Origin of the sequence: Tessaracoccus defluvii (assembly GCF_014489575.1) — a bacterium.
GTDB classification, from domain to species: domain Bacteria; phylum Actinomycetota; class Actinomycetes; order Propionibacteriales; family Propionibacteriaceae; genus Arachnia; species Arachnia defluvii.
Genome location: NZ_CP060789.1, coordinates 2,948,324 through 2,970,869 on the forward strand (window position 1 = coordinate 2,948,324; position 22,546 = coordinate 2,970,869).

The window sequence follows — 22,546 nt, forward strand, 5'->3', positions numbered from 1 at the left end:
TCACCCTGGGCGGTGGGCACGCCGTCGCTTTCTCAGTGTGCCTGGGGGCGGCTGGATCGGCCTTGGTGGTCGTGACTCGCCTAGAACGCGTGGCGCCCTCGATACCGGCGGCACGCATCAACCGGCCTGTCTGGTCTCGGCCGATGTCGATCCCGGCAAGGCGGCCGGCCTTCCATAACTTGCGGACGCCGTAGACGCGGTAGTTGTCATCCCAGAGCCTCACCAGCTGCGGGATGAGGATGGCGTCGCGGAGGGCCCGCGCCGACGGGGCTCGATCCTTCGCTGCGTAGTAGGTGCTCGGAGCCACCTGCAACAGGCTGCAGATGGGCTCGACTCCGAGCGGGCGACCCTCAACCATGTCGTCCTTGTTCGCGTCGATGAACGCGACTACTTCCGGTGTTGGCGGTCGAGCTCCGCCCCGAAGAAACTCGCTGCCCGCTTCAGTATTTCGTTAGCGCGGCGAAGCTCGCGGACCTCCTGCTCCAACTCCCGAACCCGCCGGGCCTCGAGCGTGGACACGCCGGCTACGTGACCATCGTCGATGTCGGCCTGCTTGACCCACGACCGCACTGACTCGACGCCGTATCCGAGCTGCGCCGCGACCCGCTGCACGGTCCCATGTTCGGTCCCCAGCTCGGCCCGCAACGTGCGCACCATCCGGACCGCGGCGGCCTTCTCCTCCGGTGAATACCGACGCGTCGTCGGCTTCCCCGCTGTCTGCTCTTTCGGCATAACCCCATCCTCGTTTCCAAGGTCAGGAGTCTCCAACAAACTCAGTGCGGTTCAGACGAACTGCCGACGTGCCTTGGGCGTCATGTCACACGACTCTACGCTTCCCAATGGAGACGCACGGACGGCCCTAGTTGCGCTGAGCCGCGATACCGACGGGGCTCTCGGAACAGACTGAGATACTCATGTCGACAGTACGTTTGCGCGATGGACGTGTCCGCGATGACCGAGCAGCAGCGCCTCGACCTCTTGAACGCCGACTATGACGGGCTTCGTCGAGCTCAGGGAGGAAAGCCGGTCTGGCTCATCTCTCAGGTCGAAGGTGGACGTCTCTGGGACGCGACCTTGACCGCGTTCGCCCAGGGCAACTGGGTTGCAGCCGTGCTGACCGCCCAGGCGACCTGCGAACGCGGACTCGCTGCGCTGCTCTACAGCTTGTTCATGCAGTCGACTCCTCCAACTGGCTGGGAACGCTGGGGCTTGGGCTCCCTCGTTAGGTTCTGCCGCAAGGAGGAACTCGTCAACGACGCGCTCCTCGATGAGGTGGAGGTGCTGTGCGAGGAGCGGAAGCCCCACAGCCACTGGCGAGGTCCACTCGCGGAAGGCTCGCTCATGAAGGTCGTGAGGGACGCCCTCGATCAAGGCGACAGGGCAGCGCCGGACGCCATCATGGAGCGCCACCTGGCGGCACTCGCCTACCGGTCGACCCTGACCGCCATGCGTGTCCACTTCGGTGACTTGATAGACCCCGACAAGCACCAACGCGACGCCTTCGGGGAACGCCGCTCACAGGCTGCCGCGCCGCAGGTCCACACCTCCGTCATAGAGCGACTAAGACAGGTCCTCGCCCCAGGATTCTCAATATTTGACACGGCGCAGATCCGATCATAATATTAGGTGTCGATCCGGTTCGACAGTAGCGCGCACGAGGAGGTGCAGGATGCCAAATATTGGCGATGTGGCCCGACACTTGGGTGTGAGTCGCTCGACGGTGTCCTACGCTTTGAGCGGCAAGAGGTCGATCTCGTCGGAGATGAAAGCTCGCGTTCAGGCTGCTGTCCGGGAGTTGGAGTTCTATCCGTCGGCCAGTGGTCGCGCGCTGGCCACCGCGCGGACCAACACCCTTGCTCTTCTGGCCCCGATGGCGGAGAACGCAACGCCGGAGGTGGCGCTGCAGTTCGTCAGCGGCGTGGTCCAGTCTGCTCGCTCGTTCGGCTACGACATCCTCCTGGTCACCGGCGAGGAGGCGTTTACCAGTATCGACCGCCTCGATCGGGCGAGGCAGGTGGACGGGTTCGTGATCCTCGACGTGGAGGACTCGGACCCGCGTGTTTTGGCGCTCCAGGAGAACGGGGCTGCCTGTGTCCTGGTGGGCATGCCCGAGGGTGTCACGGATCTTGACCGGGTTGACTTGGACTGGCGGGAGGCCGGTACGAGCCTGCTCGAGGCGCTCGCGGGAGCGGGTCATCGTCACGTGGGTTTGGTCGGGGCCCCGTCTGTCGCGTATGACCTTGGGATGACCTACGCAGCCCGGTTCCGTGACGGGGTCGCTGCAGCCGCGCAACGGATGCAGGTCCGGGTCACCGAGGTCCCGGCGCACAACGACTTCTTCGAGACCATCGCCACGATCCGAGCGCTGTTGGAGACTGAGGCTGGCATCACTGGCCTGGTGATTCAGCATGAGGCCGCGGTGGCGCCCGTGTTCTCTGCCCTCAAGACCGCGGGCTACGAAGTCCCCCGGGACTACTCGGTCGTGGGCATGTCGATTGACAAACTCGGCTTCCAGTTCGCGCCTCCAACCTCGGGGATCGTGAACTCGTCTACGGAGATCACCCGGCAAGCGGTCTCGTTGCTGATCGAACGTCTCGAGGATCCCGCGCTGGAAGCGCGTTCCATCCTGATCAGTCCCGAGTATCGGGATCTGGCCACGGTGGCACCCCCCAGGCCGACGGCCTGACGAAGCAAATACACAAGTGAAGCCGTGTTTTCGGACACGGCTTCGAACCGGTTCGAATAAGGAGATTCATGAAGTTCACCGAGGGCTACTGGGTGAAGAAGCAGGGCTTCACCGTGGAACACCCCCGCCAGGTGCAGGAGGTGGTGCCGTCCGGCGCGGGGTTCGTGGCCTACTCGCCTACCCGTGTGGTGCGCCGGCACGGTGACGAGCTCGACTCGCCGATGGTGACCACCACCGTTGAGGCGGTTGCCGCTGACATTGTGCGGGTGCGCGTCGAGCACTTCCAAGGGGCCGGTGACAGCACGCCACACTTCCCGCTGACCGTTGATCCCGAGGTCGCCCACACTGCACAGGCAGAGGGCAGCACCGGGTCGGTGCGGGCGGGTGATTTGGAGGTCAGCGTTGCCGGTGCCGATCAGTACACGTTGACGTTCCGTGGCGGCGGCCGCACCCTCACCTCGGCCATTCCCCGCAGCACCGGCCTGGTAACTGCCCCCGATGGTCAGGTCTATGTGCACGAGCAGCTGACGCTTGCCGTGGGTGAGAGTGTCTATGGGCTCGGTGAGCGTTTCGGTCCTGTGGTGCGCAACGGTCAAAGTGTCGAGATCTGGAACGACGACGGCGGCACGGCGACTGAGCACGCCTACAAGAACGTTCCCTTCTACTTCACCACAGCCGGATACGGGGTCTTCATCAACCATCCTGAGCATGTCTCGCTCGAGGTGGCGTCGGAGATCAACACGCGTGTGCAGTTCTCCGTTCCGGGCCAGCAGCTGGAGTACTTCGTCATCTACGGGCCTTCCCCCAAGGACATCCTGCGCAAGTACACCGCGCTGACGGGTCGTGCTCCTCAGGTCCCGGCCTGGTCCTACGGGTTGTGGCTGTCGACGTCGTTTACCACCGACTACAGCGAAGCGACCGTCAACGGCTTCGTCGACAAGATGGAGGAGCTCGAGCTCCCGCTGAGCGTCATCCATTTCGACTGCTACTGGATGCGCCCGTCCCACTGGTGCGACTTCACCTGGGATCCGCAGAAGTTCAGTGACCCCGAAGGGATGCTCGCCCGCTACCACGACCGTGGTCTCAAGGTGTGCGTGTGGATCAACCCCTACATCGGACAGCGGTCCCACCTCTTCGCTGAGGGGATGAAGCACGGCTACCTGCTGAAGCGGGCCGACGGAACGGTCAGGCAGTGGGATCACTGGCAATCGGGCATGGCGTGGGTCGACTTCACCAATCCTGCAGCTCGGCAGTGGTGGAAGGACGAACTGAAGAAGCTGATGCGCCAGGGCGTCGACGCGTTCAAGACCGACTTCGGAGAACGCGTCCCCACCGATGTGGTGTGGCATGACGGGTCTGACCCTCAGCGGATGCACAACTACTACTCCTACCTCTACAACCAGGCCGCGTACGAGGCCATCGCGGAGGAACGTGGCCAGGACGAAGCCATCGTGTTCGCCCGCGCAGCCACGGCAGGCGGACAGGCCTTCCCCGTCCACTGGGGCGGCGACTCCGAGCCCACCTTCGTGTCTATGGCCGAAACGCTGCGCGGCGGCCTGTCCCTCGGGATGTCTGGATTCGGGTACTGGAGCCACGACATGGGCGGCTTCGAAGGCACCCCCAACGACGAGGTATTCATCCGGTGGTTCCCGTTCGGGATGCTGTCCTCACACAGCCGTCTCCACGGGTCCCACTCCTACCGTGTGCCCTGGAACTACGGCGAGACGGCCGTCGAGGTGGCCCGCCGATTCATCGCGCTGAAGAACCGTCTCATGCCGTACCTGATGACCCATGCCCAGGACGTCACCGACGCCGGCGTCCCGCTGATGCGCCACACGATCCTGGAGCACCCGGCCGACCTCGGCGCGGTTCATGTGGACACCCAGTACTTCCTGGGACCAGATCTGTTGGTCGCCCCCGTCTTCACCGAGTCCGGGGACGTCGACGTGTACCTCCCCACCGACGGCTGGACCGACATCCTCACCGGCGACCACCTCCCGACCCGCGGCTGGGTACGTCAGGTTCACGACCTGACCACCCTCCCGGTGCTGGTCCCCGACGGCACAGTGCTGCCGATCGGCGCCACGACGGACCGACCCGACTACGACTGGTGCGACGGGCTCAACCTGTACCTCGTTCGGCCGCAGGAAGGCACCCGCACAGTGCGGGTCCGCCACCGATCCGGCGGATTGGCCGAGTTCTGCGTCACCCGCGACGGCGACGAGGTCACCGTGACCGCGACCGGAACACAGCGTCCCTGGCACGCAGTCCTGGTCGGCCACTCCCCCAGCCACCTCGTCGCCGGGACCACCAGCGACGCCCCCACCGCGTCCGAGCTCACCTCGGGCACCGTCCTGTCCCCCCACGACAACACCTTGATCTTCCGTCTCGGATGAGCCGGATCAATCCAGCCCCACGAAAGGACACCTCCATGGGCAACAGCACCACCAAGTGGCGCACATTCGGGATCGCAGCGCTGACGCTGGCATCCCTGACCCTCACCGCCTGCGGCGCCAACCAAGACACCACAGGCACCGCACCCGCATCTGCCACCGCCGCCGGCAGCAGCGAAGAAGTGGTCCTGGAAGTGTGGGACTACCTCGGCCAAGGCGCCAGCCACACCGCCATGGAGAGCGCCGTGGCGGCCTTCGAGGAGGCCAACCCGGGCATCACGGTCAAGCGCACCTCGTTCGCCTACGGCGACCTCGCCAAGGCCATCGTTCAGGGTGGCGTCGGTGGCTCAGTCCCCGACGTGGCCATCGTCGACGTGGTCGACACCCAGAACTTCGCCTCGCTGGGGCTGCTGCAGGACGTCACCGAGCAGGTCGGCGGCCTCGCCAACGACTTCTACGAAGGCCCCTGGTCGAGCACGCAGGTCGGCGGCAAAACCTACGGACTGCCGCTGAACAGCAACAACCTGGCCCTCTACTACAACAAGGACATGTTCGACGGGGCGGGCCTCGAAGCCCCGACGACGTGGGACGAACTGCGTTCCACCGCCAAGGCCCTCAGCTCGGCCGACACCGCCGGAATCGCTATGAGTGGCGTCAAGAACGAGCAGGGCACCTTCCAGTTCCTGCCCTTCCTGTGGCAGACCGGCGGCGATCTGGACAGCTTCGACACCGACGGCGCCACCGCCCTGCAGTTCCTCAAGGACCTGGTCGATGACGGATCGATGTCCAGCTCCGTGGCGAACTACTCCCAGGAGGATGCCCGCACCCAGTTCGTCAACGGCAAGGCAGCCATGATGATCAACGGACCGTGGGAACTGCAGAACCTCAAGGAAGCAGGCATCAACTACGGTGTCGCACCCCTGGCCGCAGGAGAAGAACCCGCCACCGGACTCGGCGGCGAGAACGTGGTGACCTTCGCCCAAGCCGCCCAGCCCGAAGCAGCGGTCCAGTTCCTCGAGTACCTCACCAGCACCGAAGGCGCACAGATCTACTGCGACGAATCAGGTCAGCTCTCCAGCCGCGTCGACCTCGAAGGCAAGCTGGCCCTGTCGTCGGATCCCGACATGCAGGTCTTCGAAGCCCAGATGGCCTCCGCTCACGCCCGCGCCTACGGAGCCAAGTACAACGAGATCTCGGCCGCCGTGCAGGAATCCCTCCAGAAGGTCCTCACCGGAGCAGCTTCCCCCTCAGACGCCGCCTCCGAAGCCGCCCAGACGATCACCCCCCTGCTCCCCTGATCCCATGACCACCCGCCTCGCTCCCGAGGCCACGACGCCAGCCAGGCGCCGCCGCTCCGCTCACGCAACGAGCATGCGGCGCCTGGGCCTGGCCCTGGCCGCCCCCGCACTCATCTACATCGCCGTGTTCCTGGCGTTCCCCCTGCTGTACAACTTCTACCTCAGCGTCACCGACGCCCAGGGAGCCAACCTCATCTCCGGCTCCCTCCAGTTCATCGGCGCCGCGAACTACGGCACAGTCCTGGCCGACCCCGAGTTCTGGCACTCCGGGCTCCTCAGCCTCATCTTCACCGTCGCCTGCCTCGTGCTGCAGTACGTGTTCGGGTTCGCTCTAGCGCTGTTCTTCCGCAAGCCCTTCCCCGGCAACGGACCCATCCGCGCGCTGCTGCTGGTGGGCTGGATCCTGCCCCCGGTCGTGACCGCCACCGTCTTCCGATGGGTCTTCGACACCGACTACGGCGTCCTCAACCACTTCATGACCACTCTCGGCCTCATCGACGAACCCGTCCGCTGGCTTTCCCAAGGCGCCACCGCGATGATCGCTGTCATCATCGCCAACCTGTGGGTCGGCATCCCCTTCAACATGCTGCTGCTGCTCTCCGGACTCCACCTCATCGACGACTCCCTCTACGAAGCGGCCTCCGTCGACGGCGCGTCACGCTGGCGCCAGTTCACCAACATCACCTACCCCCTCATGGCCCCGGTGTCCATCTCCGTACTGCTCCTCGGAGTGATCAACACCTACAAGGTGTTCGACCTGATCTACACCATGACCCGCGGAGGACCCGTCAACTCCACCACCACCCTGCCGATCTACACCTACCTGGAAACCTTCAGCTTCTTCCAGTTCGGCACCGGCGCAGCCGCATCAGCCCTGACGCTGATCCTGCCGCTCGCACTGTCCTACTTCTACGTCAAGAGCCTCAACGAGGAGGAGAGATGACCACGCCTCCAACCACCCCGAGAGCCGCCCGCCCCCCGATGCGCCGCTCCACCGCGAAACGCTCAGCGGCACTCAAGTCCGCCATCGCGTGGCTCATCGCAGCTGCCTACCTGTTCCCGGTCTACTGGATGATCAACACGTCCCTCAAAACCGGCAAGGACATGTTCGCCGTACCCCCCAGATGGTCCCAGAAGATCTCTACCTCGGCTCATACGCCGCGGTCTTCTCCCCCACCTACGGGATCCCGAAAGCGTTCCTCAACAGCACCATCATCGCCACATCCGTCCTCGTCCTGACCCTGCTGATCGCGATCCCCGCCAGCTACGCCGTCGCCCGACTCCGAGGCCGGGTCACCACCTCGATGATGATCATGCTCACCGTCGTGCAGCTGCTGCCAGCCATCGCGATATCCGTCCCCCTCTTCGTCATGTTCCGACAAGCCGGCCTGATCAACTCCTACCTCTCCATGATCCTGGCCGACATCTCCGTCACACTGCCCTTCGCCGTGATCCTGCTCCGCCCCTACTTCAAGATGTTCCCCTACGAAGTCGAAGAAGCAGCCAGAATCGACGGCCTCAGCGCCATCGGAACCATCATCCGCATCGTCATCCCCACCATCCGCCCAGGGATCATCATGATCGGATCCTTCGCGTTCCTCATGGCCTGGGGAGAGTTCACATTCGCCCTCACCCTCACCACAGAACAATCAATCCAACCCCTCACCGTCGCCCTCAACCGCATCATCGGCCAATACGGAACAGCCTGGAACGACCTCATGGCAACAGCCGCCGTCATCGCCGCACCCGTCCTCATCCTCTTCATCGTCCTCCAGCGATACATCGTCGCCGGCCTGGCAAGCGGTGCAACGAAGGGCTGACATCCGCACCACAGACCCAGGGTTGGACCGGGTCGTGACAGCCCGGTTCCGAGCCCCGGACCGGGGGGACCGCATCCGCCACCGAGGTCGCGCGGATGACCGATCCCCCGTGGGCTGGGTGGGTGGCGACAGGATCTCCACCCTCGAGACGTAGATGACATGGACATGCCCCGGGCGCCTCTACCAGTGCACGCGGCTAGAGAGCCCTGAGTGTCATCGTGTCCTCGACCTCGGCGGTTGGGTCGACATCGCCACTGAAGATGCGGAGCCGGCGCGCGATCGCATCGCCGCCGTTGTGGCGGGTATGGGCGGCCCGACCAGGCCACGGTTGGTGCTTCTCGTCGCAGGCGCGGCGTTGGTCGCGGCTGCGGTCGAGGTAGCCGGGCAGGGCGTAGCGGTGCCACTCCTCCGACGGCAGCGGGCCGTTGGCCTCCCCGGCCTGGAACCGCAGGAAGGCGAGAGTACCGAGCTCCCGGACCAGGGGTGGATGTTCAGGCCAACAGGATGGGGTGTGGTCTGCGGAGTACCAGGCGTGTTGGGTGTTGAGCCAGATGACGAAGGCGTCGAGCCATAGCCAGATGTCCCACCTGAGGTCGGGGTCGGCGATCGAGGTGATGTCCCAGGGTCGGGGCAGGATCTCGCCGGTGGTCTTCGGCTTCGGGGTGCGCTCCAGGGCCCCGGCCGGGGCGGGCGGAAAGTGCGTGTCGTCGAGGATCGGGGTGCCGGGCGTGCCGCGAAGGTGGCGGGCGACCTCGACCGGGCCCGCGGCGCCGAGGTGGCAGATCACGATCTGCTCATCCGCGCCGCGGCCGTGGACCCGGACCCAGACCGTCTCGCCGCAGAGCCGGTGAGGGACGGAGTACTGGCCGTGTTCGAAGTTCACCATCGGCGTGTTCTCCGGCACCACCCTCGTGGTCCCGAACGCGACCGTGAACGGCGACCCGGCCACCGGATGCAACCGTGGGCGTTCCTCGGCCAACATCTCGGCCGGGGCCCGGCGGGTCACCCGATGCGGGCGACTGTTGACCAGGTCGCAGAACGCCTCGCAAGCTGCTTCGAGATCAGCGAACGTGTCATAGGCCGGCAGCAGGTTCGCCTCCGTGGGCACCAGGTCGGCCTTCGCGAGCTTCACCGATGATTCGGTGCCGCCCTTGCTCGCCGGGTCAGCCGGAACGCATGTGTGAACCGTCACCGCATAGTGCCGGGCGAAGGCGACCAGCTGCTGGTTCCTCGCCGGGATCCCGGCGATGTGCTCGGAGGTGACGGTCTTCTCGTTGTCGGTCAACACATACGTCGGCACGCCACCGATCCGACGGAACGTGACATCCAAAGCGGCGAACAGGGTCTTGTCCCGCAACGCCAGCACCACCCGGAACCTCGACCACGCGACCCAGGCCACGAACAGCACCGTCTTGACCCCATCCACGACAGGCCCGTCGCCGTAGTCGTACTGCAACCACATCCCCGGCTCGGTCACCCACGGCCGATGGACCCGGCGGTTCCCGACCCGGAACGCGGTCTTCGCGGCCGCGACCGCGCGGCGGGTGGTGCGCTCCGAGCCGGTGTAGCCCAGCCACTCCAGCTTCTGGTGGACCCGGTCGGCGCAGACCTTCCCCTTCAACCGCTCGACCCACTCCTCGACCTTGTCCAGATAGTCGTCGATCAACTGCGGCCGGCGGGCCGTCCCCGACGGCGGGCCACCCAGCTTGTCACGGGCCTCCACATAGCGTTTCACCGTGTGATGCGAACACCCCACCAACTCGGCAGAATCACGCAACGACCCAGTCAGATCGTAAGCATCCAAGATTTCCATGATTTCCTCGGCAGACTTCAAGATGTCCCTTCCCCGGGTGACGAACAGTGCTTCAGCACCACTCATCGCACTCGAGGAAGGGACGCCGACCGCGGACGCGGCCAGGCAACGGATGTCGTGTCGGGCAGATCCCATGACACCATCGGGCAGATTTCATGACCGCCAGCGGGCAACTACATGACCGCCACTGGGCATTTTTCCGTGTCCGCCGACAAACGGCGTCCCTGCCGCGCTGACCGAGGTGATCACACTCGGCCGAACACTGAAGAAACGAGCAGACGACGTGCTGGCCTACGTAGACCGCCCCGGGACCTCGATCGGCCCTACCGAGGCCGTGAACGGCCGCCTCGAACACCTCCGTGGATCAGCACTCGGCTTCCGGAACCTCACCAACTACATCGCCAGATCACTCCTCGAGACCGGCGGATTAAGGCCCCGACTACACCCTGGATTGTGATGAGCCTCTCATCCCTTGGCGCAAGGGGGTCCCGGATGCCCTAGGGGTCAGCGTGGTGAGTGTTGATGGATCCGGTCGCGGAGCTCGACGTCGAACCATCCTCCACCCCGCCCACGAGTCACCCTGGGCCAGGCTGATCGTCGACGCCATCACACGCTTCCAGAACCTGCCGACCCCCCCGCGCTCCCGAGCCCTGCACCTGGCTGGGGAGCGGTTCTGGGGAAGGCTTGCAGCAATCGATGACGCGTCTGGGGATCGGAGCGCGTCGCGACCCGGTCGAGAAGGCGAGGGATCTCTGCGGAACCCCACCGGACCAAGCTCTGGCCCGACAGGGGGTCGATCAGGTCGCCGGCGAGCAGCACTAGCAGGTTCCTGCCCTGGCGGATCCAACTGACGTCGAGTAGCGGATCGGCGACATTGAATTGCGGGCCCATGAGGAGCCGCGCCGCACGACGCAAGTGCGCAATTCCCCGCAGCCTGTGTCTCGTCCCCCCTGTGTGGCTGTTGAACGCTTGGTCGCCGCACAACTCAATCACAACGCAGATGCGCGCCACGTCCTTCGGCGTGTAAGTGCGCCACGAACCTGGACCTACCAGGTCTCGGGAGGCTGCATCTCCCGGTGATAGCTCGAAAACAAGATCCCCCAGCGCTTGGAGCCGTTGGTACGACAGACGCTCCAGCCGCAGAAGTGCCATGACCTCGGCGGCACGCCAGGGTGGCTCCCCAACTTCCACGCCAACTCATCTCGCTAGACACGCCGCAGCTGCAGAAACTGTCGACTACCTATACACTAGTCATCAATCCTGCTTCATGGGAGCACTCTTCTGGCAGACTGAACACCCGGGCTGCCCTGAACCCTCCCCAGGGGCGACCCTCTATCCGATTGGTGTGAGAAATGGCAACTGTGGAGTTGGCACACCGCACGACACACTCGAGGCCGAATCGCTCCGGTCGAGGGGCAATTCGCACTCGTTACACCCCAGCTGACGTCAACGCCGCTATCGGCTTCAGTGCCCACAGCGCGACGGTGGCAAACGCCGCCAGCCAGCGCTTGGAGAAGCGGCGCATCACCAACCACGAACGTGAAGCGCTGGTTGAGATGGCCACATTGCTCGACGACCTGTCGAGCTACATCGCTGAAGGAGATCGGCCCGCGCGCCGAGCGCCCAGCAGCTTCTCCTTCCTGCGACTGAACACACTCACCCCCAGCCTGCTAGCCCAAGCTGATGACTCCAAGAGAAGCATGAGCGGATCCGAAGCTAGCGAGAGCTTGCGCAACCTAGTTCGGGACCTACGAGTGGTGGCCGACTGGCATCGCCCAAATCGGAGCGCTGCCCAGCGCGTTTCGGCCATCTTCTCTCAGTATGCCGAAGAGCTGCTAGCTGGAGTCTCTCAGCCGCCAGAGACGAGGCGGGTTGCTGGCTAACGGTTGCGTTCGGATAGTTCCAACATACTCAGCTTGAGCACATGAGGCCTGCGAATCGAATCCACTCTGAGAGCATTGTTCACAGACTCTCTGCCCTTCAAGACTATCTTGAGTCGGTGCCGGTCGGGAACGGGGTGGAGGCAGAGGCCTTGAGTAAGGCCAAGGGCCAGTTCCTCTCTATTCTAGCTATGGTGGAACGTAGCGCCCGCGATGATCTCCTCCTGCCACAGCTGAACAGATATCTGACTTCGCTTGTGCAAATGGCCGACGAGATTTTCGTCCGTTCGCAGAGTCGAGTGCCCAAACCCTTGATTCGATCCGTTCACCGGGAACTGGATGACTTGGGCATACCCGGCCTTCCTCTCCTCGTGGTCGGTGAACCAAATAACTACTCCACAATTGCGGGAACCCTGTGGTCCACCCTTTACGCGCCTCATCTCAACAAGGGCAGAGCGCCAAAGCGACCGGACGACATCTACATCATCACCCTCCCGCGCCTTGAGGGAGGACACCACCTTTGGATCCCCGTCGCTGTCGGTCATGAGGTTGCCCACATATATGCCAGCCTCAACGGTCTATTTGAGGATACCCTGATGGCTGAGGAATGGCTCCCCACGGATATCGAGTGCGGCATAGAGGTGGGCGATCAACTGCCACAGCAAAAGTTGTGGCTCGAGAGCACTCTCCTCAACTGGGCGAGGGAAGTCTATTGTGATCTATATGCTGTGAGGAGATTCGGACCCGCTGGAGTCGCCGCAATGGCTGACTTCTTGGCTGCCTCTGAGACCTCCTCCAGCGACATCCTCGACCCAGATTATCCACCGGCATGGTTCAGGGTAGAGACCATGATAAACGCGCTTCCGAGTCTAGCTGAACACCCGCAATATGAGACGCTCATAACTATCTGGGATCCGTGGATTCAATCCCAGAAGTTGCGGACAATGCCGCTGGGGGAGCAGCTAATGTCAGCACTCAACGCAAACCTTGAGACCATTCAAGGGCTCGTCGAGTCCGCTCCCACAGCATCGTACGATGTGCTGGCGAATGTGCAATCTGTCGAACAGGTGCGCGACTCTCTCCTGCGGGGATTCCCGCAAGTGGAAATGCCAACGGGAGGCGTGGCGAGTCCAGAGGACGTACTCAATGCTGGATGGCTTGCCACATACTCCCGATCTGATAGCCACCCGCACCCCCGGCAACTCGATGCCCTTGTTGGGAGGTGCCTGGACAATATTGAATTCTTGGCGATATTCGGTGATGGAGCGGCCCGTCAGGACGGCAACCCCCTGACGACACGGCATCATACGGCGTGCAATCCGCGATGACCTTAGGTCAACGCATTGAGGGGTTTCACCCCAATTTAAGCGCGGACGATGCGCTTCTGGTCGCTCCCCTCAGCCACCTGCAGATAAACGGTGCTTCCATGGACATACGCGTTGGCCGGGGATTCATCACCTTCAAGCGCACGATGATGGTTGGATTCGATGTTCGAAGCCTTGTTCAGCGTTCTAGGGAGATGCAGGAATTTGTGGAACGCGATTGGGGGAGGGATTTACGCTGCACCCAGGCGAGCTCGTACTGGCAGCCTCCCATGAGTATGTGCGCATCCCTAGCGACCTAACGGCTCAGGTCGTCGCTCGTTCCTCGTACGGACGCCTTGGCCTTCTGGTTGCGACTGCTGTGCAGGTGCAACCCGGATACACAGGTTGCGTGACGCTTCAGCTCGTCAATCTGGGACAGCTGCCTATAACGCTGACGCCCGGCGAAAGGATCGGACAGTTGGTCTTCACGAAGCTCTCAACGCCGGTTGAGACGGCTCACTTGAAGTATTCTCTCGCAGTATGGCCAGAGTTCTCACGAGTTTCGGAGGACAGTGACATCAAAAGGCTACGACGAGCGCCGACCGCGAGACGTAAGTAGCGGCCCGTCAGCGCACTTCAAGGGACGCCACTGGCTGACCGTTCAGAAGAACGCTCCAAGCATCAAATCGCTCAGTCTCAATATCCCCTGAAGCGTAGCTAGCTCGTCCGCTATCGTCGGTTCGGACTAGGACCGCGAGCACCGTCTCCATCTCGGGCTCCCCGACACCAGCTTGCTTCCCTTGGAGCAATATCTCGTACTCATTCTCTGCACATCGTTCGCACCCGACCGTCAGCCATACTGACGGCCGCCCGCCCCTTCCCTGCTCTCCTGAGTAGCCGAACGCGATAATGGGGTCTTCGCGATGCTGGCTATTCACACCGACAGCAACCGGTAGACAGGCAGCCTGAAGAGCCACTAAGACTGCGGCGAGGCCGAGAAGCCATGCTCGCCCTCTCACTTTCGCGAACCACTCCTCCACGGCAACCAGGTCCCTAATCTGGATTTCTCTGGTCGCGGGAAACAGAAAAGCGAGTGAACAGGTGATCGCCAGGACAGCCAGAACGACGTTGGCCAAGAGCAGGGACTGCGTCCACCTCCCCGCCGCTGGCCAGGTCAGTCCGAAGCCTGAGGCCACGGTCACCAAGAGAGCTGCAGTTGCTACGATGAACTTGCCTGCGGCGGCCCAGTTCTTCAGCGCTTGCTCGGGCGACAGACTGTCGGCCAATGCCAACCACTGCTTCGACCCCTCACTCAGCGCGCTTCCCTTACCCGCAGGATCGTCACCTTGCTCTCGCTCACTCGGGGACCCCTCACTGCTGAGTCGGTCGGTCGAGTCATGGTTGGGAGGAGTAGGATCCACTGCACTCGACGACATGGCCGCCCCCTTTCGGACAACTGACAACTACACGAAACACCTTGGGTGAAGTGCTAGGTCGTTTCTTCCTGAATCGGAAGGCGATAGGTGAGCCGGTGACCGAGAGGGCGTCCCGAACGCGCTCGGTCAAGTCGGTGCTGGTGTGCTCTGCGCAAAAAAACCTTGGCGGTGTGATGATGATCACGATCATTTGCTCCATACATTGGTCTCGCCCCAATAAGGTACCGCTGTGCCGTGCGGCCGTGGGCCCATCCGTGAACCAGCCGCCCGGGACTGGCCTCCTCGGAGCTCCCCGTCCGCGTACGCGCTGCGGACCGACACCCTGTCATACGCCTTGAGCCACAGCAGCCGTCCGACGCCGCGGCAGCCGAGGTCCGGCTGTAGTCGATGTCCACGGTCTCGACCGAGGACATGTTCTGCGCCGTGAGTCCAATGCCATCGTCCGCAACGGTGAAGCCGACGATCGGCTTCAGGCGCGCCCGGGGCCGGCGGGGCCGAAGTCCAGTTCCGCTTGGAGTCGCAGTGCACTCTCACGTCGATCCGGCCGGGCTCGCCGTTCGGGACGGGCGTCGATTGCCTGAATGCCGTTGACGATCGCCTCGATAAGCGGCAGGAGCGCGTGGCTCCTGGGCAGGCCCGTGTTCCGGACCCTGCCCGCCAGGAACGACTTCAGCGCCATGATCCACCCCTTCGCAGCCGGTAGAGCGACCCTACCGACGAGCACCGACAACAGCGGTGATCGGAGTCGCTTCCGGCGACCTGCATGCTCAGTCACCACCCTTCAGCTCGAGCGTGAGCCCGAGCGCATGAGCGATCTTGGCGATGGTCGCCGTCGTGACGTCGTTGTTCGCCTCCACCCGAGCGATGGTCGGACGAGAGACCCCGGCCTTCTCGCCGAGCTCCGTCTGGGACCAGCCGCGCTTCTTGCGGGAGTCGCGGATGATTTCGCCGAAGACGGGCTGGCCGGGCTCGCTCATGGTGTCGTGATGTCAGCACCAGCGGGCGCACCCGCATCCCCGTGGTGCTGGGCATGGAGCGCGTCAGCCGCGATGCCCGCGATCTGCTCAAGGAACGCCGGGTCGGTCATGTAGGACTGGATCTCCTGCGATTCATTGACCGTCTTCAGCACTGCCAGCCCGACGGCTCCGCTGAATCCCTCCGATGCTTTGAGCTGGGCGACCGTGTTGTGCTTCACCATTGCCACGGCTTCGTCGTTCGCATCCAGGAAGCCCCAGAAGGTCGTGATGAAGCCCGACACGCTCTTCGGGCTCACGTCGACGCCCTGGGCGCGAATAATCTCGTTGACTTTGTCGATAGCCTCGTCCAGCGGTCCCCGCTTGGGCGTAGCCGCCGCCTTGTGCTCGCCGGCGAAGTCCGGGAGCTTGATGCCCTCGCTGCTGCCCTCGCTGAGCGAGTGATCCTCGTTGATCGCGGAGGGCACAAGCTTCACGCCGGAGAGCTGGACGCCCTAGAGGTAGCTGTCGTCGTACTCGTCTGCGTCGACGTGCAGGTTGCGTGCCAGCAGCGTCGTAAGGATCGCGCGGCGGTGCAGGTCGGGGTCCTGGTAGTCGACGATCTGACTGAGGAACTGCCAGGCGTTGCGATAGCCCAGCACGTCGGCGCGGAAGTACTCAAGCTCCTGCCGCTTGGTCTTCTCCTCGCTGAGGACCGCCTGGCGCAGCCGGCCGCTCCAGCGGTTCTTGATCGGCGACAGCACCTTGGCGATCGACTCTCCCCCGGCTTCTGCAAGGAAGGCATCCGCGACGGCGTCCATCTCATCACGCGAGTAGAGGTCGGCGGTGTCGAGCCGATCGCCGATCGTGTAGAGCGCGTTGGGGTCGACGTCGCCCTCCACGTGCGCATCGGAGTAGTAGAGCTTGAAGTCCTCTTCGATGCTCGCCGGCGAGTTGCGGAAGTCCACGACCATCGGGGCGGTCTTGCCCGGGTAGGTGCGGTTCAGCCGCGACAGCGTCTGGACGGTGGCGACGCCGGAGAGTTCCTTGTCCACGTACATCGCCATCAGCCGCGGCTCGTCGAAGCCAGTCTGGAACTTGTTGGCGACGATGAGCACCCGGTAGGCGTCTTCTTCGCGGAACGCCCGGGCGACGTCGCTACGGCCGTTGAGCGACACCTCCGTGATGGACTCCCCCGTGTCCTCGTCGGTGAGGGACCCGGAGAAGGCGACGAGGGTGCTCATGTCGTCGTAGCCCTTGACTGCGAGGTAGTCGTTCATCTTCTTCGACCAGCTGAGCGCCTCCACGCGGGAGCTCGTGACGACCATGGCCCTCGCCTCGCCGCCGAGCATGTCCATGACGTTGCGCCGAAAGTGCTCGATGACAACCCGGACCTTCTGCGCGATCGCCGTGGGGTGGAGCCGCGCGTAGCGGACGATGGTGGAGACGGCCTCGCCGACGGCCTTGACTCTGGCGATCGTGGCCGCGATCCGGGTCACGCCCTTGGCCAGCAATCCCGAGTCGGTCGGGTAGGACACGTCGGCCTCGACCACCGTGGTGTCCGCGCGGACCTTGTCGGTCTTGACCAGCTTCGCCTCGACCGCTTTGGCCAGCAGAGCCTGGTTCAGTCCCGTCACAGCCACGTCGCCGCAGCGGCTGGTGATCTTCATCAACGTGGTCGGATGCGGTACCCGGGAGCCGAAACTGATCCGGCAGAACCGCTGCCAGGAGATCGAGTCGGCCACCTCACGGCACACGGATTCGAAGCTGAGTTGGTGGCGGAACTTCAAGAGCATCATCCGCAGGTAGGTCTCCAGCGGGATCGACGGCCGCCCCAGCCGCTCATCGAAGAACCAGACGACGGGGTGAAGAACACCGGATCATCCAGCAGAGCGTCCACCCGAGCCAGCTCGACCGGCAACACCAACAACTCCGCCGGCAGCAGGGACTCCCACAACGACGGCTGATCGCCTACAGGGCGTAACACGATGGTCTCGACCCTTCTCCCCGAACGCCGAAACCATCATCTCAACTAGTCAGACCGCAATTCAGGACCGACACCCCTCGGACTTTTTCAGGTCGAAGTAGCTAGCGCCCCCGCTGTGGTTGCTCGGGCGCTACCGAGCCACGACCTCCTGGGCCGACACGTCGACCTCGGACGCGGGGTGCCGGTAGGATTCCAGCGCGATGATCGGCGCAGACTCATCCGGACGGGTCTCCTCGATGGCCCTTCTCGCCACTGCCGCTAGCGCCCTCGCCATAAGCGGAGGTACGGCGTTCCCGATCTGCTTGAGCATCTGCCATTCGCTTGAGTGGAAGACAAAGCCGTCGTGGAACGACTGGAGACGCGCCGCCTCACGCACCGTAATCCAACGTTCATACTTTGGGTGGACCCACTCGGACAGATCGCGGTGCATCTGCGCGAGGATCGTGTACGCGGGCCTGTTGATCGGGAGACGCCGCCACTTCTCCGGACGGAGGCCGTTCCAGACTTCCTTGGGGAGGCTGTCGCCCTTCGCGCCAGGCTTCAGGAGGGCGATGAGAGCCTTGCGGCGGTCCTGAATCTCCTTGGTGTGGTGATTATGTAGGCGTGCATGCTTCTCACGAGACTGCGTCACCTTGGTCTCGCGCGCAAAGCTCGCGCCGTCACGGTCAAGGCGAAGGTCATCGAGCAGGGCACTACGAACCTCGGTCCGCGGGTACGGAAGCGACTCGTAGTGAATCGCGGTCGCCTCGGGCAGATCACCGATGGCGTCCCACACGGTGGGGGTTGGGCGTTCCTCCTCCGCGAGGGCATCCTCAAAGAAGGCACCGACCGCTCCGTCAAGGGTCAGGTCATCTCGAACACCGAAGAAGATCGCCCGCTTGCGCACCTGCGGCACGCCATAGTCAGACGAGACGACGATCCGCACAGCGCAGTTGCTGTACCCGGCTTCGGCAAGCGCATCGAGCACCTGCCGCTTGAACGTACCCTTACCGATCAGCAGCATGTTGGGCACGTTCTCCATTAGGAACGTGGCCGGACGGAGATACTTCAAGACGCGGATGAACTCCATGTAGAGCTTGTTCCGCGGATCGTCGAGCATACGCGGCCCGATCTGGCTGAAGCCCTGGCAGGGCGGACCACCGAACACGAGATCAATCGTGCCCGGCTTGATCTCCGAGAAGCGCTCTGAGTCGTCGGCCCACACTGACGAGTCATCGTTGAGGAAGGTGGCTACATCGCCCTCGTAGAGGGGCGTTTCGGGGAAGTTCGCTCGGTAGGTCTCGGCGGCGAAGCGGTCGATCTCGACTGCCGCCTTCACGTCGAAGTCGGCAGCCCTGACGCCTTCACAGAAGCCACCACAGCCAGAGAACAGTGAGACGGCGGTGGGCTTGGGCGCGGGGGACGCGGTGGGTTCTTCGAGCATGACTGCGACGGTAGCAACGACTACAGACGTTCCAGGTATTGACCGGCGCGTGTCGCCTATGAGATACACCCCCTCGTGGCTCCGCGCCTCACGCCAGTCGTTCGCCTACGGTCATGACGTGACCCCGCATGCGACGCCCGCCAGATTCGGGCTGATCGTGCGTGGTCGCCGTGAGGCTCTCGGACTCACCCAGGCCGAGGTCGCCGAACGTTGCGCTGTCACCCGCACGTACGTCAGTGCGCTGGAGAACGGCCACAAGAACCCAACCCTGGAAACACAGGTCCGAATCGCGACCGCCCTCGGCGTCGAGTTGAGCGCCCTGGTGAAAGAAGCCGAGGAGAAGCGGTAGTGCCTTTCAGATTCAGCAGTGTGGCCACGCAGGCGCTCGATCCCTCGGCGAGACTCATCCAAGATCTGCGTAACTCACCAGTTCGGGGGCGCGACACTCAGTTCCGCCTCGCTCAGCAGAACATCCTCGCTTACACGTATGACGCTGGCATCCCCGGGTGGACGAGTTCCGGCCTGAACTCGATGTCGTTCCGCGAGGTCGTCCTGCAGGCTCTCGGCAATGCCAATGACGAGGGGCGCCTCTGGTATGGCGCGGATTACGTCGTCAAGGCCAACGCCGTGTCAAAGGTGACGGGCGACATTTACGAGATTGTCACCTCGGCAGTGCTCTGGGAGACGGCGGCGGCGTGGAACCGGTACATGCGCGGCGATGCGTGGCGCACGTCCCCCCGATACGCACGCCCTCAAGTGACTCCGTCTCTGAATCGACAGGTGGCCGTTCTCAATCTGCCACGCCGGTACGACTGGGTGAAGCTTCTGACGCCTGAGGCTCAGGAACGGGTCCGCGAGTTCCGGGCGAGCCTCGCCAGCAATGACCTGGCAATGCCGACCTCGACACCCGACATTGCGATCGTGATCCTCCCCGCGTCCGAACAACAGAGCCCTGTCTGGACTGCAGACCTCGGGGATCTTTCGCTCCCGAGTCAGAGGAGGCTCGACGACGCCCACCGCACGCTTGAAGGCAAGATTGAACCCGGCGAACTGATTCTCGCCATCGCCCTGAAGACGAGCCTCAGGTCTGACCGGTTGTACCAACCGCTCTACGAGGCCAACGTGATGGAGTTCCTCCTTGAGCGGTACCTCGGCGCGCCGCGCGTTGAGTTTGAAGTACACACGCTCACCGCCGAGGGAACCGGAGCGGCGATCACCTACTCGGCAGCGGCGCTGTCGTCTGCCGGAGGCGACGACCCGCATCGTGCGATCCGGGAACTCTACGTCCCCGCCAACGCGGGCCAGGTTGTGCAGAGGTTCATCGGCTTCCTCAACGAGCGCACTGCCCTGGTGGCTCCCTAGCCTCGATCGTTCATGGCGGAGTGAGCGACGCGTGCGGTAGATAGGCCGGAGTGCCTTCTGACTACGGGATACTTGGACTTGCGACTGTTCAAGACCCCTGAAGCGGAAGGCACTCCGTAGGTGAAGCGTACTTCGTGGTCCACCGGTATGTCCGTGACCGGCGATGGTGGCGCGGTGATCGCCCACGCCGGCAGCATCGGGCTCACGATGCTGGCCGAGAACACCGGCCTGACCGGAGCCCTGTCGACGGCGATGGCCCGGCGTTCGTTCATCCCCTCGGTGCATGACCGCGGCCAGGTACTGACCGATGTCGCGGTGATGCTCGCCGACGGCGGTGAGGCGATCTCCGACATCAACGTCCTGCGCCACCAATCCCAAGTGCTGGGGCCGGTCGCCTCTGCTCCGACGGTGTGGCGGGCGTTGGACGAGGTCACCGACGCCAGGCGCAGGAAGATCACCACGGCCCGGGCCCGTGTCCGTCGCCACGTGTGGTCACAACTGGCAGCGACGGGCGGTGTCCCGGCCTCGAAGGTCGCCGGCACCGATCTCGGTAGCACGGTGGTGTTGGATGTCGATGCCACGATCGTGGTCACGCATTCGGAGAAGGAGCTCGCTGCCTCGACGTTCAAGCGAACTTTCGGGTATCACCCGATCGGTGTGTGGTGCGACAACACGGGCGAGTTCCTCGCCGCCGCGCTGCGGACCGGCCGGGCAGGGTCGAACACGGCGGTGGATCACATTCAGGTCCTGGGCGAGGCGATCGCCCAGGTCCCGATGCCGTATCGCCACAACCTGTTGATCCGCTGCGACGGGGCCGGCGCCTCGCACCAGTTGCTGGACTGGCTCACTGCGCAAGGCCAAGTCAGAGGCCGCAGCCTGCACTACAGCGTCGGGTTCACGATCGGCGAGAAGATGCGTGCCGCGATCACCGAACTTCCCGCGGGCTTGTGGTCCCCGGCGCTGAAGGCTGATGGTGAGGTCCGAGACGGCGGGGAGGTCGCTGAGGTCACCGGACTGCTGGACTTGACCAGTTGGCCGGCCGGGATGCGGGTGATCCTGCGCCGCGAACGCCCGCATCCGGGGGCGCAGTTGTCGCTGTTCGAAGCCCACGACGGGTGGCGGTATCAAGCGTTCGCCACCAACACCACCAGCGGCACCCTGCAGTTCCTCGAGACCCGGCATCGGGCCCATGCCCGGGTCGAGGACCGGATCCGACACGCCAAAGACTCCGGCCTGGGCCGGTTCCCGTCCCGCGAGTTCAGCATCAACCAAACCTCGCTACTCCTGACCATGATCGCCGCTGACCTGGTGGCCTGGCTCAAGATGCTGGCCCTCGACGGCGACCTCGCCAAGGCTGAGCCGAAAGCGCTGCGCTATCGACTGCTGCACGTCCCGGCCCGACTCGTACACGGTGGCCGCCGGCGTCGATACGGGCATACAAGTCATCCAGAGCCCCGGAGGCCTCCAACGCGGCCACGCCATCGCGCTGCGCACGGCGCCGGTCTTCACGGTCGAGTGTCTAGCACGGTCATCATTCTGCTTTCGCGTCAGGAGCAACCCCTTACACAAACCATCTGACGCCCTCGCCCTGGGCCACCTGGCTGTCGAACAGGGACTCCGCGTCGCCTGGTTCACCCTCGAGGACCTCGGCCTGCTGCTGCGCCGGCACCGCGCCGACGACACCGTGTCGAAAGCCATCGCCCGGATCCTGCGCGCCGACCTAGTCGTCGTCGACGACATCGGCCTGCTGCCCGTCGCCCACGACGCCGCCGAAGTCCTCTACCGCCTGGTCGACGCCGCCTACGAGAAACGCTCCGTCGGGATCAGCTCCAACCTGCACCCCGCCGGCTTCGACGAACTCATGCCCAAAACGCTGGCCACCGCCACCGTCGACCGGCTCCTCCACCACGCCCACGTCTGCCAAACCAGCGGCGACAGCGTCCGACTCACCCAAGCCCTCGCCGGCCAGGGGGTGACCCCCTTGCACTAACCCACGCCACGACCGAGGTGGATGGCCAACAGCCCCCAAGGGCAGATCCCACGGCCACCACCGGGCACTTCTCGTGACCGCCACCGGGCAGGTTTCATGTCCGCCTCCGGGCAGAAACCAGTGGCCCTTGACAGGGGGCCGCGGCCGTCGCGGCCGGGCGCCGTTCGGATGGTCCTCTCCCTGGACACAGACCCAAGTGCT

At 64.1% G+C, this 22,546-nt stretch carries 16 protein-coding genes, 6 pseudogenes and 1 other annotated feature; of the genes and pseudogenes, 13 read left to right on the forward strand and 9 right to left on the reverse strand.

The window, feature by feature from the left end; translation table 11 throughout:
- Window position 1: 1 nt before the first annotated feature.
- Window positions 2–732 (reverse strand): annotated as a pseudogene (locus tag H9L22_RS14005) (IS3 family transposase); the annotation flags it as partial.
- Window positions 299–433 (reverse strand) — a sequence feature (AL1L pseudoknot). (Overlaps the previous pseudogene by 135 nt.)
- A 204-nt stretch (window positions 733–936) precedes the next feature.
- On the opposite strand from H9L22_RS14005, the gene H9L22_RS14010 reads away from it, so the two are divergent.
- From H9L22_RS14010 to H9L22_RS14035, 6 genes are all read left to right on the forward strand, one after another.
- Window positions 937–1,620 carry a hypothetical protein gene (locus H9L22_RS14010; RefSeq protein ID WP_187720460.1) on the forward strand — a complete coding sequence of 228 codons (684 nt, stop codon included), beginning with the start codon at window positions 937–939 and terminating at the stop codon, window positions 1,618–1,620.
- A complete protein-coding gene (locus H9L22_RS14015) occupies window positions 1,595–2,686 on the forward strand; it encodes a LacI family DNA-binding transcriptional regulator (RefSeq protein ID WP_187720461.1) in 1,092 nt (363 codons plus the stop codon). The genes H9L22_RS14010 and H9L22_RS14015 overlap by 26 nt, the downstream gene beginning before the upstream one ends.
- 68 nt (window positions 2,687–2,754) lie before the next feature.
- Window positions 2,755–5,082 (forward strand): alpha-xylosidase, encoded by a 2,328-nt coding sequence (yicI, locus tag H9L22_RS14020; RefSeq protein WP_187720462.1) that lies wholly within the window; start codon window positions 2,755–2,757, stop codon window positions 5,080–5,082.
- A gap of 35 nt (window positions 5,083–5,117) precedes the next feature.
- A complete protein-coding gene (locus H9L22_RS14025; RefSeq protein ID WP_187720463.1) occupies window positions 5,118–6,377 on the forward strand; it encodes a sugar ABC transporter substrate-binding protein in 1,260 nt (419 codons plus the stop codon).
- A gap of 4 nt (window positions 6,378–6,381) precedes the next feature.
- Window positions 6,382–7,320 (forward strand): carbohydrate ABC transporter permease, encoded by a 939-nt coding sequence (locus tag H9L22_RS14030; RefSeq protein ID WP_068752789.1) that lies wholly within the window; start codon window positions 6,382–6,384, stop codon window positions 7,318–7,320.
- Between the two features lie 181 nt (window positions 7,321–7,501).
- Complete coding sequence (locus tag H9L22_RS14035; protein WP_226965876.1) at window positions 7,502–8,197, forward strand: carbohydrate ABC transporter permease; 696 nt, start codon at window positions 7,502–7,504, stop codon at window positions 8,195–8,197.
- A 637-nt stretch (window positions 8,198–8,834) separates the two neighbouring features.
- Here the strand turns inward: H9L22_RS14035 and istA are convergent.
- A pseudogene (gene istA, locus H9L22_RS14040) lies at window positions 8,835–10,031 on the reverse strand (IS21 family transposase); the annotation flags it as partial.
- Window positions 10,032–10,224: 193 nt separating this feature from the next.
- On the opposite strand from istA, the pseudogene H9L22_RS14045 reads away from it, so the two are divergent.
- From H9L22_RS14045 to dcd, 3 genes and pseudogenes are all read left to right on the forward strand, one after another.
- Window positions 10,225–10,467: pseudogene (locus H9L22_RS14045) on the forward strand (transposase); the annotation flags it as partial.
- A 1,467-nt stretch (window positions 10,468–11,934) separates the two neighbouring features.
- A complete protein-coding gene (locus H9L22_RS14050; protein WP_187720464.1) occupies window positions 11,935–13,218 on the forward strand; it encodes a hypothetical protein in 1,284 nt (427 codons plus the stop codon).
- A gap of 214 nt (window positions 13,219–13,432) precedes the next feature.
- Window positions 13,433–13,813: a dCTP deaminase gene (gene dcd, locus H9L22_RS20530; protein WP_187720465.1), complete on the forward strand. Its 381-nt coding sequence runs from the start codon at window positions 13,433–13,435 to the stop codon at window positions 13,811–13,813.
- Between the two features lie 7 nt (window positions 13,814–13,820).
- Here dcd and H9L22_RS14060 read toward each other — a convergent pair whose 3' ends face one another.
- From H9L22_RS14060 to H9L22_RS14085, 7 genes and pseudogenes are all read right to left on the reverse strand, one after another.
- Window positions 13,821–14,480: a hypothetical protein gene (locus H9L22_RS14060; RefSeq protein WP_187720466.1), complete on the reverse strand. Its 660-nt coding sequence runs from the start codon at window positions 14,478–14,480 to the stop codon at window positions 13,821–13,823.
- Window positions 14,481–15,099: 619 nt separating this feature from the next.
- Complete coding sequence (locus tag H9L22_RS14065; RefSeq protein WP_187720467.1) at window positions 15,100–15,309, reverse strand: hypothetical protein; 210 nt, start codon at window positions 15,307–15,309, stop codon at window positions 15,100–15,102.
- A gap of 88 nt (window positions 15,310–15,397) precedes the next feature.
- Window positions 15,398–15,607 carry a helix-turn-helix domain-containing protein gene (locus H9L22_RS14070; protein WP_187720468.1) on the reverse strand — a complete coding sequence of 70 codons (210 nt, stop codon included), beginning with the start codon at window positions 15,605–15,607 and terminating at the stop codon, window positions 15,398–15,400.
- The gene (locus tag H9L22_RS19060) at window positions 15,604–16,080 is read right to left on the reverse strand and encodes a hypothetical protein (protein ID WP_226965878.1); all 477 of its coding nucleotides are present in this window, start codon (window positions 16,078–16,080) and stop codon (window positions 15,604–15,606) included. Before H9L22_RS19060 ends, H9L22_RS14070 begins: the two co-directional genes overlap by 4 nt.
- An 18-nt stretch (window positions 16,081–16,098) precedes the next feature.
- The gene (locus H9L22_RS20535) at window positions 16,099–16,941 is read right to left on the reverse strand and encodes a type I restriction enzyme subunit R domain-containing protein (protein ID WP_406707833.1); all 843 of its coding nucleotides are present in this window, start codon (window positions 16,939–16,941) and stop codon (window positions 16,099–16,101) included.
- 72 nt (window positions 16,942–17,013) lie between these two features.
- A pseudogene (locus H9L22_RS14080) lies at window positions 17,014–17,570 on the reverse strand (transposase); the annotation flags it as partial.
- Window positions 17,571–17,700: 130 nt separating this feature from the next.
- Entirely contained in the window at window positions 17,701–18,993 is a 1,293-nt protein-coding gene (locus tag H9L22_RS14085; RefSeq protein WP_187720469.1) for a DNA cytosine methyltransferase, read from the reverse strand.
- Between the two features lie 118 nt (window positions 18,994–19,111).
- Between H9L22_RS14085 and H9L22_RS14090 the strand changes: the two genes are divergently transcribed.
- The 4 genes and pseudogenes from H9L22_RS14090 to H9L22_RS14105 form a co-directional block, all read left to right on the forward strand.
- Window positions 19,112–19,342: a helix-turn-helix domain-containing protein gene (locus H9L22_RS14090; protein WP_226965879.1), complete on the forward strand. Its 231-nt coding sequence runs from the start codon at window positions 19,112–19,114 to the stop codon at window positions 19,340–19,342.
- A 20-nt stretch (window positions 19,343–19,362) separates the two neighbouring features.
- On the forward strand, window positions 19,363–20,355 hold the full coding sequence (locus H9L22_RS14095) for a Cfr10I/Bse634I family restriction endonuclease (RefSeq protein ID WP_187720471.1): 993 nt from the start codon (window positions 19,363–19,365) through the stop codon (window positions 20,353–20,355).
- A 207-nt stretch (window positions 20,356–20,562) separates the two neighbouring features.
- Window positions 20,563–21,723, forward strand: a pseudogene (locus H9L22_RS14100) (IS1380 family transposase); the annotation flags it as partial.
- Window positions 21,724–21,940: 217 nt separating this feature from the next.
- Window positions 21,941–22,345, forward strand: a pseudogene (locus tag H9L22_RS14105) (ATP-binding protein); the annotation flags it as partial.
- Window positions 22,346–22,546 lie beyond the last annotated feature (201 nt).

What these genes read in the sequence shown, in the direction of transcription:
- H9L22_RS14050 (WP_187720464.1), top strand. Translation starts at nt 11,935, where the DNA reads ATGAGGCCTGCGAATCGAATCCACTCTGAGAGCATTGTTCACAGACTC.
- H9L22_RS14030 (WP_068752789.1), top strand. Translation starts at nt 6,382, where the DNA reads ATGACCACCCGCCTCGCTCCCGAGGCCACGACGCCAGCCAGGCGCCGC.
- H9L22_RS14010 (WP_187720460.1), top strand. Translation starts at nt 937, where the DNA reads ATGGACGTGTCCGCGATGACCGAGCAGCAGCGCCTCGACCTCTTGAAC.
- H9L22_RS14025 (WP_187720463.1), top strand. Translation starts at nt 5,118, where the DNA reads ATGGGCAACAGCACCACCAAGTGGCGCACATTCGGGATCGCAGCGCTG.
- H9L22_RS14085 (WP_187720469.1), bottom strand. Translation starts at nt 18,993, where the DNA reads ATGCTCGAAGAACCCACCGCGTCCCCCGCGCCCAAGCCCACCGCCGTC.
- H9L22_RS20535 (WP_406707833.1), bottom strand. Translation starts at nt 16,941, where the DNA reads ATGGACATGCTCGGCGGCGAGGCGAGGGCCATGGTCGTCACGAGCTCC.
- H9L22_RS14065 (WP_187720467.1), bottom strand. Translation starts at nt 15,309, where the DNA reads ATGGCGCTGAAGTCGTTCCTGGCGGGCAGGGTCCGGAACACGGGCCTG.
- yicI (WP_187720462.1), top strand. Translation starts at nt 2,755, where the DNA reads ATGAAGTTCACCGAGGGCTACTGGGTGAAGAAGCAGGGCTTCACCGTG.
- H9L22_RS14070 (WP_187720468.1), bottom strand. Translation starts at nt 15,607, where the DNA reads ATGAGCGAGCCCGGCCAGCCCGTCTTCGGCGAAATCATCCGCGACTCC.
- H9L22_RS14035 (WP_226965876.1), top strand. Translation starts at nt 7,502, where the DNA reads ATGGTCCCAGAAGATCTCTACCTCGGCTCATACGCCGCGGTCTTCTCC.